The organism is Williamsia sp. z34, from assembly GCF_059553395.1.
On the sequence record NZ_JCANWW010000016.1, the window covers coordinates 23,212 to 33,345 of the forward strand.

The following is a 10,134-nucleotide window of genomic DNA, read 5'->3' on the forward strand; positions in this document are numbered from 1 at the left end:
ACAAAAAACAAGGAGTGACCCCCTCATGGCGGAGCGCGTAATCCTCGCGTACTCGGGCGGCCTGGACACCTCGGTGGCCATCAGCTGGATCGGTAAAGAGACCGGGAAGGAGGTCGTGGCAGTTGCCATCGACCTCGGTCAGGGCGGCGAGGACATGGAGGTGGTTCGTCAGCGAGCCATCGATTGTGGCGCTGTCGAGTCGGTGGTGGTCGACGCCCGGGACGAGTTCGCGGACGAGTACTGCCTGCCGACCATCACCAGCAACGCGCTGTACATGGACCGGTACCCGCTGGTGTCGGCGATCTCGCGGCCGCTGATCGTCAAGCATCTGGTCACCGCCGCACGTGATCACGGCGGTACGATCGTCGCCCACGGCTGCACCGGTAAGGGCAACGACCAGGTGCGCTTCGAGGTCGGTTTCGCGTCGTTGGCGCCCGAACTCGACGTCATCGCACCGGTCCGCGACTACGCCTGGACCCGGGAGAAGGCGATCGCGTTCGCCGAGGAGAACGGCATCCCGATCAACGTGTCGAAGAAGTCTCCTTTCTCGATCGACCAGAACGTCTGGGGTCGCGCGGTGGAGACCGGTTTCCTCGAGGATCTGTGGAACGCGCCGACCAAGGACGTCTACTCGTACACCGAGGACCCGACCACGCACTGGCAGGCTCCCGACGAGGTCATCATCAGCTTCGACAAGGGCCGCCCGGTGGCCATCGACGGCCGACCGGTCAGCGTGCTCGAGGCGATCGTCGAACTCAATCGTCGCGCCGGTGCACACGGCGTCGGTCGTCTCGACGTCGTCGAGGACCGGTTGGTCGGCATCAAGAGCCGCGAGATCTACGAGGCGCCCGGCGCCATGGTCCTGATCCGTGCGCACGAGGAGCTCGAGCACGTCACCCTCGAACGCGAGCTGGGCCGCTACAAGCGCCACACCGATCAGAAGTGGGCCGAGCTGGTCTACGACGGTCTGTGGTTCTCGCCGCTGAAGGCCTCGCTCGAAGCGTTTGTCGATCACACCCAGCAGCACGTCTCCGGTGACATCCGGCTCGACCTGCACGGCGGCCACATCGCGGTCACCGGGCGACGCAGCGGTGAATCGTTGTACGACTTCAACCTCGCCACCTACGACGAGGGCGACACCTTCGATCAGTCGGCCGCCAAGGGATTCGTTCACCTGCACGGCCTGTCCTCGAAGATCGCCGCGAAGCGGGACCTGGGCCTGTAGATGACCCCGTCTTCAGGTTCCGGGACCAACGAGGGTTCGCTGTGGGGCGGCCGGTTCGCAGCCGGACCGGCCGACGCCATGGCGGCCCTGAGCAAGTCGACCCACTTCGACTGGGTGCTGGCTCCGTACGACATCCGGGCGTCGCAGGCGCACGCCCGGATCCTGCACAAGGCCGGACTGTTGTCGGACGACGACCTGGCCGCGATGCAGGAAGGGCTTTCCCGGCTGGCCGACGACGTCCGGTCCGGTGCGTTCGGTCCGGCGCAGTCCGATGAGGACGTCCATGGCGCCCTCGAGCGCGGCCTGATCGAGCGGGTCGGTCCGGAGGTCGGCGGACGGCTGCGGGCCGGTCGTTCACGCAACGATCAGGTGGCAACGCTGTTCCGCATGTGGTTGCGGGACGCGGTCCGTCAGGTCGCCGCCGGCGTGCTCGACGTGGTCGATGCGCTGATCGCCCAGGCAAAGGCCCATCCCGATGCGGTGATGCCTGGCAAGACACATCTACAGGCAGCACAGCCGGTCCTGTTGGCCCATCATCTGCTGGCCCACGCGCACCCGTTGTTGCGGGATGTCGAGCGACTCAAGGACTTCGACAAGCGTGCTGCGGTCTCCCCGTACGGTTCGGGTGCGTTGGCCGGATCGTCGCTCGGGCTGGACCCCGCCGCGATCGCCGAAGACCTCGGGTTCGACAGCGCGGCCGAGAACTCCATCGACGCCACGTCCTCGCGGGACTTCGCGGCCGAGGCGGCCTTCGTGTTCGCGCTCATCGGTGTCGACCTGTCTCGGATGGCCGAAGAGGTGATCCTCTGGAGCACACCGGAATTCGGCTACATCACTCTTGCCGACGAATGGTCGACCGGTAGTTCGATCATGCCGCAGAAGAAGAACCCGGACGTCTCCGAGCTCACGCGAGGCAAGTCGGGCCGGATGATCGGCAACCTCACCGGGTTGCTGGCCACCCTCAAGGCGCAACCGCTCGCGTACAACCGCGACCTGCAGGAGGACAAGGAACCGGTCTTCGACTCCGTTGCCCAGTTGCAGTTGCTGTTGCCGGCGATCGCGGGTCTGGTGGGCACGCTGACATTCCACGAGGAGCGGATGGCGGAGCTCGCTCCGGCCGGATTCACCCTCGCGACCGATATCGCGGAGTGGCTCGTCCGGGCCGGTGTGCCGTTCCGGGTCGCCCACGAAGTCGCCGGTGCCTGCGTGCGGGCCGCCGAGGAACGTGGTGTCGGACTTGCTGATCTGACCGATGAGCAGTTCGCGGCGATCAATCCGGCGTTGACCCCCGATGTTCGCGAGGTCCTCACGGTGGCGGGCTCGATCGCTTCCCGTGACGCACTCGGCGGTACGGCCGGTGTGCGGGTCGCCGAGCAGTTGCAGCGACTGGCGGAGAAGGCGGCAGCGCACCGCGACTTCTGAGTTCGGGGGGAATGACGGCAGGGATGCTCGACCGGGGGGCGCAGGCCACGACGCCGGGTAGCATGTGACGGCAGTCTCCAATACTTGGCTGCGGTTCTGAGGGGGGTTTGTGCGAGGCGTTCCCAACATCAAGGAATCCCTTGATCGCGTTGTGGCCACGGCGCAGAACGGGCTAGAGGTCATCCGGTACGGCAGTCTCGAAACCGGGACCCGGCCCGCTCCGTTCCGGGTGGAGGAGACCGTCCCGATGTACCGGCTCCGTCGGTACTTCCCCGACGATGTGGCGCAGGGTCCGCCGGTCGTGCTGGTCCCGCCGATGATGGTGTCGGCGAACGTCTATGACGTCACCACCGACAACGGAGCGGTGAGCATCCTGCACCGGGCCGGACTCGACCCGTGGGTCGTCGACTTCGGTTCACCCGACAAGGTCGCCGGGGGCATGCGCCGCACGCTGGCGGACCACATCGTGGCAATCGACGAGATCATCGACCGCGTGTGCGCGGTGACCGGCAAGGACGTGCACCTGGCGGGGTACTCGCAGGGCGGCATGTTCTGCTATCAGGCTGCGGCCTACCGGCGTTCGGCGGGCATCGCGAGCATCGTCACCTATGGCAGCCCGGTGGATGTGCTGGGCGCGCTTCCTCTGGGCCTGCCCGCGGCGCTGGTGACACCCGGCGCACAGTTCCTGGCCGACAACGTGTTCAACCGTATCGCGATCCCGGGGTGGCTGGCCCGCACCGGTTTTCAGCTCGTCGACCCGGTGAAGGCCGCCCGGAGCCGAATCGATTTCCTGCGCCAACTCCACGACCGGGAAGCGCTGCTGCCGCGCGAGGATTCACGACGCTTCATCGAGGTCGACGGCTGGGTGGCGTGGTCCGGACCCGCGGTGGCAGAGTTGCTGCGCCAGTTCGTGGTCCACAACCGGCTCGTCGGCGGTGGGTTCGTGATCAACGATCAGGCGGTCACGCTCGCCGAGATCACCTGCCCGGTGCTGGCGTTCGTGGGCGAGGCCGACGACATCGGGCAACCGGTGGCGGTCCGCGGCATCCTGCGAGCCTCACCGATGGCGCAGGTCTATGAATCGTCATTGCCGGTAGGGCATTTCGGGCTGGTCGTCGGATCGACCGCAGGCTCACGGACCTGGCCGACATCGGCGCAGTGGATCCGCTGGATCGATGGATCGGGGGATCAGCCCGAAGCCATCGAGAAGATGCGCGACGACGTCGACCAGGGCCGGGGGACCGGTGTCAGCTTCTCGTCCCGGGTTGCCCATGGGCTCGGGTCGGCCGCCGGGGTCGGTGCCGACACCGGACGCGACATCGTCGGTGCGGCCATCTCGGTCGGTCGGACCGCCGATGCGGTGCGGCGCGAATCGCTGCGGGTGTTGCCCCGACTGGTCAGACTCGGTCAGATCCAGTCCCGCACAACCATTTCACTCGGCAAGTTGATGAACGAGAACGCGCGCCGCAACGGCAGACAGGAGTTGTTCCTGTTCGAGGACCGCGTCCTGAGTCATCGCCAGGTCAACGACCGGATCGACAATGTGGTCCGCGGACTCATCTCTTGTGGGGTCCGGCCCGGCGAACATGTCGGTGTGCGGATGCCGACCCGTCCGAGCGCACTGGTGGCCATTGCCGCATTGTCGCGGCTCGGAGCGGTCGCGGTGATGTTGTCCGCGGGCTCCGACCTCGAGTTGTCGCTGCGGCTGGGGGATTGCTCGCTGGTCATGACCGATCCGACCAACCTCGACGAGGTCGCCGCGGTGGCCGACCGGGTGCTGGTACTCGGTGGCGGTGATGAGCGGACACTCGCGCAGGCCGACGGCGAGCGCATCATCGACATGGAACAGATCGATCCGGAGTCGGTGGAGGTGCCCTCCTGGTATCGGCCCGATCCCGGGCGCGCGGGAGATCTCGCGTTTGTGCTGTTCAGCAAGAACGGCGACAACCTCGAGCGATGGCCGGTGACCAACCATCGGTGGGCGTTGTCGGCGTTCGGCGCCGCCTCTGCGGCCGCGCTCAGCGGCAACGACACCGTGTACTGCCTGACGCCGCTCCACCATGCGTCCGGACTCCTGACAGCTCTCGGTGGCACCGTTGCCGGCGGCGCCCGCATCGCCCTGTCCGCCGGGCTCGACCCGGATACGTTTGCCGCAGAGATCTCCCGGTACGGGATCACCGTCGTCTCGTACACGTGGTCGATGCTCCAGGACATCATCGGCTCGGACGACTTCACCATCTCCGACCACAACACGATCCGGCTGTTCATGGGTTCGGGAATGTCTGCGGGACTGTGGGAGGACGTGAACGAGAAGTTCCCGCGGGCCCGGGTTCTGGAGTTCTTCGCGACCGGCGACGGGTCGGCGATCCTGGCGAACGTGACCGGTACGAAGGTGGGTTCGTCCGGCCGTCCGGTACCCGGTGTCAACGATGTCGCGGTCGCCGCATTTGATCTGTCCGAGGGACGCCTGATCACCGATGACACCGGTTTCGTGCGCGAAGCGCGGGTAGACGAGGTCGGCGTGATGATGTCAAAAGGTCAGCAGCAGTACGAAGTCGGTGCCACGGTGCTCCGTGATGTGTTCGCGGTGGGCGACCGGTGGCAGCTGTCGGAGCACATGTTCCGCCGCGACGCCGACGGCGACTTCTGGTTCATGGGGCACGCCTGCGCCGTGGTCGATTCGGCCGACGGATACATCTACCCACAGCCGATCGTGGACGGCTTGTCCCGTCTGGTCCAGGTCAAACACGCGGTTGTCTACAAGTTGGGGGAACCGGGGGAAGAGATCGCGATCGCTGCGGTCTCCAAGCAGGACGGCACCGGTTCACCGACCGGATCCGCACTGCGTTTGGCGCTGGCCGGCCTGACGCCTGCGCAGCGTCCCCACATCATCTCGATCCTCGACCACATCGATCTGACCCCTTCGTTCCGACCGCAGGCATCGGCGCTCCGGGCCGCCGGGATTCCGGCCGCCGGTGCGTCGGTCTGGTACCGCGACGAGGGAGGCCGATACCGCAGGCTCACCAAGGCGATCGCCCACCAACGCGGGTGGGAACCGGGTCCCGGGTACCGTTGACGCCGTGTCACACGAAGCCGGATTGAGTCCCTTGTTGTTGACCTTGCTGGCCTGCCCACAAGATCACGGTCCCTTGCTGGTCATCGGCAACGAGCAGATGTACAACCCACGCCTGCGCCGGGCCTACCGGATCGATGACGGAATTCCCGCGTTGCTGATCGACGACGCCCGTGACGTCGACGACGACGAGCATGAGCAACTTCTCTCGCGCGCGACAGCGACAACCGGCCCCGTCGCCGACTGATCGTTTGTCCGCGCCCGTCCTGTTCGATGTCCGCCGGTTGGCAACTGCCACGCCGGCGCAGGCCGCCCGCCGTCTGCTCGGGTCCTACCTCGAGGTCGACGGCCCGGGTGGGACGGTGCGGATGCGCATCGTCGAGGTCGAGGCCTACGGCGGTCCGCCGGGCAGCCCGTACCCGGATCCGGCGTCGCACGGTTACCGCGGCCCGACGGACCGAAATGTCGTGATGTTCGGCGAGGCCGGGCACCTGTACGTCTACCGCTCGTACGGCATCCACTGGTGCGGCAACATCTCCTATGGCCCGGTCGGGCAGTGCGGTGGTGTGTTGATGCGTGCCGGCGAGGTCGTCGCCGGTATCGAGGTTGCCCGCAACCGACGGCCGACCGCGCGTAATGACAATCAATTAGCTTGTGGCCCAGGCAATGTCGGGTCTGCGATGGCGATCGACCGGAGCTTCAACGGGGCAGCTGTCTGCACCGCGGACTCGCCGGTGCGCCTGTTTCGCGGACCGCGCATCCCGGCATCAGCCGTCGTACATGGCCCCCGGGTCGGAGTGAGTACCGCACAGGATCATCCGTGGCGACTCTGGGACGAACGCAGCCCCGCGGTGTCCAAGTACCGGCGGGCCGCACCCCTCCGGCTGTCGGTACCGGTCGCCGATGGGGGAGGATCGACTTCGTGACCGCAGCAAATCTCGCACCGGCAGACATCCTGGACGAACTGACTTGGCGTGGGCTCATCGCCCAGAGCACGGACCTCGACGAGTTGGGGAAAGTGCTGTCCGAGCTGACCACCCTCTATGCCGGCTTCGACCCCACCGCACCGAGCCTGCATGCCGGGCACCTGGTACCGCTGCTGACGCTCAAGAGGTTCCAACGCGCAGGTCACCGTCCGATCGTGCTGGCCGGCGGTGCCACCGGGCTGATCGGTGATCCCCGTGACGTGGGGGAGCGGACGATGCAATCCGCCGAGACCGTCGCCGAGTCGGCCCGTCGGATCAAGGGCCAGCTCGAGCGTTTTGTCGATTTCGACGACTCGCCCCACGGCGCCATCGTGGTCAACAACCTGGACTGGACCGCCAAACTGACGGCCGTCGACTTCCTACGTGACCTGGGCAAACACTTTTCCGTGAATGTGATGCTCGCCCGCGAGACGGTTCGTCGCCGTCTCGAATCCGACGGGATGAGCTACACCGAGTTCAGCTACATGTTGTTGCAGGCCAACGACTATTTGCAGCTGCACCGGGAGTACGGCTGCGCGTTGCAGGTCGGCGGATCGGATCAGTGGGGCAACATCATCGCCGGAGTCGACCTGACCAGGCGGGTGGACGGTCACGCGGTACACGCGATGACGGTGCCGCTGGTCACCTCGTCCGACGGAAAAAAATTCGGTAAGTCGACCGGGGGCGGAAGCCTGTGGCTCGACCCGGAGATGACCACGCCGTATGCCTGGTACCAGTACTTCCTGAACACCGCCGACGCCGACGTCATCCGCTACCTCAAGTGGTTCACGTTCCTGGGTCGGGAGGAAATCGCGGAACTCGAGCAGGTCACGGCTGATTCGCCGCATTTGCGGGCGGCTCAGCGACGGTTGGCCGAGGAGATGACCACCCTGGTTCATGGGCAGGCCAACACTGATGCGGTGCAGACCGCCAGTCAGGCGCTGTTCGGTCGGGCCGAGCTCGACAGCCTGGACGAAGGCACCTTGGCTGCCGCGTTGTCGGAGACCACTGTGGCCGAGTTCGAGGCCGGCTCCACCCCGACGATCGTCGAGCTGCTTGTTGCGACCGGGCTGTCCGAAGGCAACAAGGCTGCCCGTCGGACCATCAACGAGGGCGGCGCCTACGTGAACAACGTCAAGATCACCAGTGACGAGTGGACGCCGGCGGGCGACGATCTGCTCCACGGTGCCTGGCTCGTGGTGCGTCGCGGCAAGAAGAACCTGGCCGGCGCGAAGATCGGATGAGTCGTCGCTCGATGGTTAGGAACGCATAAGCCTCTGACCAGCCGATTTGACGCACTGCCGACAACCGCGTAACTTTCTTCAAGTCAGCGAGTGAGGCGCCGGAGAGCGAGAAGCCGGGAGCCGAGAACACCGACAGGGAAGTCTTTTCCTGAAGGAACAACGCAGACCGCCCAAGTGAGAATCAGATCCACCTTCGCGTGGAGCGTTCAAGCGCGGGTGGAACGAGGTTGAGAAACCCGAACGCCGCAAGCTGGTTACCAGCGTGTTGCAGGAGAGTTTCGAAGCTGGTAGGTTGGGAGACCTGCGCCGGACAGAGTCTGGGACGCAGAAACTTCTAAGCTACATAACATAACTACTCCTCCGGGATGGCGCTGCTAGACAGTGTCGAAGTCGGTGCGGGTGTGTTCTTTGAGAACTCGATAGTGTGTCGATGGATTGTTAGTGCCAATTTAGGTGCTGTATGTCTGTCACGGTGACGAAATCCCAGTCTGGGGTTTGGTCGGGTTGGCGGATGTGTGGTGCCGGCATTAGTTAGATAATTTTTTGATCCCATCGCAGGTTTTGAGTCCTGTGGTGGTGTCAGTTTTTGTTTGGTTGGGATTATGAAATCTCTTCAGGACATATTTTTTTGAAACTCGCTCTTCGGAGCGGTTTTGGAAGGTTTTCATGGAGAGTTTGATCCTGGCTCAGGACGAACGCTGGCGGCGTGCTTAACACATGCAAGTCGAACGATGAAGCCAGCTTGCTGGTGGATTAGTGGCGAACGGGTGAGTAACACGTGGGTGATCTGCCCCAAACTTTGGGATAAGCCTGGGAAACTGGGTCTAATACCGAATATGACCACCAGATGCATGTCTGGTGGTGGAAAGCTCCGGCGGTTTGGGATGGGCCCGCGGCCTATCAGCTTGTTGGTGGGGTAATGGCCTACCAAGGCGACGACGGGTAGCCGGCCTGAGAGGGCGACCGGCCACACTGGGACTGAGACACGGCCCAGACTCCTACGGGAGGCAGCAGTGGGGAATATTGCACAATGGGCGCAAGCCTGATGCAGCGACGCCGCGTGAGGGATGACGGCCTTCGGGTTGTAAACCTCTTTCACCAGGGACGAAGCGAAAGTGACGGTACCTGGAGAAGAAGCACCGGCCAACTACGTGCCAGCAGCCGCGGTAATACGTAGGGTGCGAGCGTTGTCCGGAATTACTGGGCGTAAAGAGTTCGTAGGCGGTTTGTCGCGTCGTTCGTGAAAACTTGGGGCTTAACTCCAAGCGTGCGGGCGATACGGGCAGACTTGAGTACTACAGGGGAGACTGGAATTCCTGGTGTAGCGGTGAAATGCGCAGATATCAGGAGGAACACCGGTGGCGAAGGCGGGTCTCTGGGTAGTAACTGACGCTGAGGAACGAAAGCGTGGGTAGCGAACAGGATTAGATACCCTGGTAGTCCACGCCGTAAACGGTGGGTACTAGGTGTGGGTTCCTTTTCACGGGATCCGTGCCGTAGCTAACGCATTAAGTACCCCGCCTGGGGAGTACGGCCGCAAGGCTAAAACTCAAAGGAATTGACGGGGGCCCGCACAAGCGGCGGAGCATGTGGATTAATTCGATGCAACGCGAAGAACCTTACCTGGGTTTGACATACACCAGAAAGCCATAGAGATATGGCCCCCCTTGTGGTTGGTGTACAGGTGGTGCATGGCTGTCGTCAGCTCGTGTCGTGAGATGTTGGGTTAAGTCCCGCAACGAGCGCAACCCTTATCTTATGTTGCCAGCGCGTAATGGCGGGGACTCGTGAGAGACTGCCGGGGTCAACTCGGAGGAAGGTGGGGATGACGTCAAGTCATCATGCCCCTTATGTCCAGGGCTTCACACATGCTACAATGGCCGGTACAGAGGGCTGCGATACCGTGAGGTGGAGCGAATCCCTTAAAGCCGGTCTCAGTTCGGATCGGGGTCTGCAACTCGACCCCGTGAAGTCGGAGTCGCTAGTAATCGCAGATCAGCAACGCTGCGGTGAATACGTTCCCGGGCCTTGTACACACCGCCCGTCACGTCATGAAAGTTGGTAACACCCGAAGCCGGTGGCCCAACCCCTTGTGGGAGGGAGCCGTCGAAGGTGGGATTGGCGATTGGGACGAAGTCGTAACAAGGTAGCCGTACCGGAAGGTGCGGCTGGATCACCTCCTTTCTAAGGAGCAACATAAACCAC

At 64.1% G+C, this 10,134-nt stretch carries 6 protein-coding genes and 1 rRNA gene; all 7 read left to right on the forward strand.

Annotation, left to right across the window (positions count from 1 at the left end):
* Nucleotides 1–25 precede the first annotated feature (25 nt).
* The 7 genes from AC51GT_RS25515 (at nt 26) to AC51GT_RS25545 (ending at nt 10,113) form a co-directional block, all read left to right on the forward strand.
* Nucleotides 26–1,225: an argininosuccinate synthase gene (locus AC51GT_RS25515; protein ID WP_496327205.1), complete on the forward strand. Its 1,200-nt coding sequence runs from the start codon at nt 26–28 to the stop codon at nt 1,223–1,225.
* Nucleotides 1,226–2,647, forward strand: a complete 1,422-nt coding sequence (argH, locus tag AC51GT_RS25520) for an argininosuccinate lyase (RefSeq protein ID WP_496330551.1) — start codon at nt 1,226–1,228, stop codon at nt 2,645–2,647.
* A 109-nt stretch (nt 2,648–2,756) separates the two neighbouring features.
* On the forward strand, nt 2,757–5,723 hold the full coding sequence (locus tag AC51GT_RS25525) for an AMP-binding protein (RefSeq protein WP_496330552.1): 2,967 nt from the start codon (nt 2,757–2,759) through the stop codon (nt 5,721–5,723).
* A gap of 4 nt (nt 5,724–5,727) precedes the next feature.
* Nucleotides 5,728–5,967 carry a Trm112 family protein gene (locus AC51GT_RS25530; RefSeq protein WP_495515920.1) on the forward strand — a complete coding sequence of 80 codons (240 nt, stop codon included), beginning with the start codon at nt 5,728–5,730 and terminating at the stop codon, nt 5,965–5,967.
* Nucleotides 5,968–5,971: 4 nt separating this feature from the next.
* Nucleotides 5,972–6,646: a DNA-3-methyladenine glycosylase gene (locus tag AC51GT_RS25535; RefSeq protein WP_496327202.1), complete on the forward strand. Its 675-nt coding sequence runs from the start codon at nt 5,972–5,974 to the stop codon at nt 6,644–6,646.
* Nucleotides 6,643–7,929, forward strand: a complete 1,287-nt coding sequence (gene tyrS / locus AC51GT_RS25540; protein WP_496327201.1) for a tyrosine--tRNA ligase — start codon at nt 6,643–6,645, stop codon at nt 7,927–7,929. The genes AC51GT_RS25535 and tyrS overlap by 4 nt, the downstream gene beginning before the upstream one ends.
* A 663-nt stretch (nt 7,930–8,592) precedes the next feature.
* Nucleotides 8,593–10,113, forward strand: a 16S ribosomal RNA gene (locus tag AC51GT_RS25545).
* Nucleotides 10,114–10,134 lie beyond the last annotated feature (21 nt).

Coding starts and splice junctions, on each gene's coding strand:
- AC51GT_RS25515 (WP_496327205.1), top strand. CDS start 26: ATGGCGGAGCGCGTAATCCTCGCGTACTCGGGCGGCCTGGACACCTCG.
- argH (WP_496330551.1), top strand. CDS start 1,226: ATGACCCCGTCTTCAGGTTCCGGGACCAACGAGGGTTCGCTGTGGGGC.